We start from the raw sequence: 1,796 nt of genomic DNA, 5'->3' as shown, positions 1-1,796 counted from the left end.
GCGCCATCCGTGGCGATGTCCAGGGCCAAGGCCAGGCCGCCGCGCGTGCCACGCAGCCGGCGCAGCAGCGGCGCATTGGCCAGCCAGGCGCGCTTGTGCGTCGTGGGCAGGCGAGAGGGGAAACGTTCGCCGGTCCAGCGGGCCAGCCAGTCCAGCGCATCGGGTGGTGTGCTGGCGGGCGCCGTCAAAACGCGGGCGTCGGCGATCTGGTCTTCCATCGGCGTCAGCACGCTTTCGAACAGGCCGATGAAGCGCTCCAGGAAGTCGTGGCGCGTGGCGTCGCCGCTGGCGGTGCGGTCGAAGACGGGATCGTCCCGGTAGAGCTCGGGCAGATAGCGACGCAGATAGGAGAAGCGGTCGCCCCAGACGCGCACGGCCGCCACATGCGGCGTGGCGCGGCCGTTGCCATAGAGCGTCACACGCAATTGCAGGCGGCGGCCGCGCAGCTCGCGCAGCTGCATGCCGGCGCGCTGCACCAGGGCGCCGAACAGGCCGACGCGGTTCGCCTGCGGCGCGCAGCCGAGCAGGCTGGCGTGATGGGGCAGCTCGCTCGGGCAGGCCAGCCAGGCGGCGCGGGGCGTGCCCGTGGGCAGATCGGCCTGCAGGGCGCTGGCGTCGCCGAACCAATGCGGCCACCAGGTGCCGCTGAACGTGTCTTCGTCGGAGGCGCCCAGCTCCACAAGCACGCCGCAGCCGGGCGGGATGACAGCCTCGACATAGAGGCGGTGCCAGACGAGGTCGATGGATTGCGTGTCCACCGTGCGGCCCTGAGCGGTGCCGCTGGCTGCAAAGCCACGCCAAGACAGGGGCACCAGGGCGCGGCTGAACGTCGCGTTTTCCGCGGCCTCGGGTACATCCTGCGGGCGGACCAGCGGCAGATGCGGCGGCCAGTCCTGTGAGGCGACAAAGCCGCCGGGTGCGGCGTTGGCGCTCGGGTAGCGGCGGCCGAGGGGCTTTTGTTGCCCGGATCCATCGGCCGCGTAGACGAGCACTTCGGCCAGATCGGACACGCGCAGGGCGATCTCGGTCTCGTCTAGCCAGGCGATGGCGTGGGCGTACTCCGCGCCTTCGAGGATGGCGCTCTTGCGTTCCAAGCCGTCGAACACGCTCAGATGCAGCTCGCCATCCGGTCCCCAGGCGATCACCGCCAGCCGCCCCTGCGGGCTGGCGGCCAGGGCCACCGGGCGAAGCGCAGGATCGAGCAGGGCTTCGGGCAGCAGCTCGAGGCGCGCGTCGTCGGCGTTCTCGGGCTGCGGGCGGAAGGTGCCCGCGTCGCGCACCACGTCGCCGCGCTCGGGGAAGGGTGTGCCGACCAGCACGGCCAGGCGGCGGTTGTTGCGGTCGAGCAGCCAGCGCCCGCCCTGAGCATCGCAAGCGACGGCTTGCGGCGTGAACAGCGGCGGYAGCTCCAGGCGCACGGGCTCGTGGCGCTCGCGCAGGTCGAAGAGTTCCACGCGGTCGGCGAAAGCAAAGGCGATGCGATCGTCGGCATCAATGGCCATCGCCGTGGGCGTGCCGGGCGCCGAGGTGGCGTAGCGCGGCACCTCGCCGGGGAAGGCGCCAAAGCCCATCAGCGAGCCACCAGGACCCTCGGGCGTGGGCCGTGGGTCCCAGCGGGCGTAGCTGCCGAAGCGGTCGCGCAGCAGCGGCAGCATGGCCAGCTGGGTTTCTGCGCTGGCCAGGCGCGAGACGCCGTCAAGCATCGGCGGCACGCCCAGCTCCGAGGCCAGCGACAACACCTCTTCCACGCCGCCGTGGGTCGCGTCGCGCGGCGCGATTGCGCAGCCGTCTTCTAC

1 protein-coding gene is annotated in these 1,796 nt (G+C 72.1%); it reads right to left on the bottom strand.

The features are described 5' to 3' along the window. Positions 1–1,796, bottom strand: a 1,796-nt coding sequence (locus AC1DU6_RS29800) for a phage tail protein (RefSeq protein WP_477861629.1), incomplete at both ends; no start/stop codon positions are given.

Source organism: Roseateles sp. P5_B10, from assembly GCF_056400485.1.
Note: the sequence above shows the minus strand (reverse complement) of the source record. Positions and strands in the feature narration are given on the sequence as shown.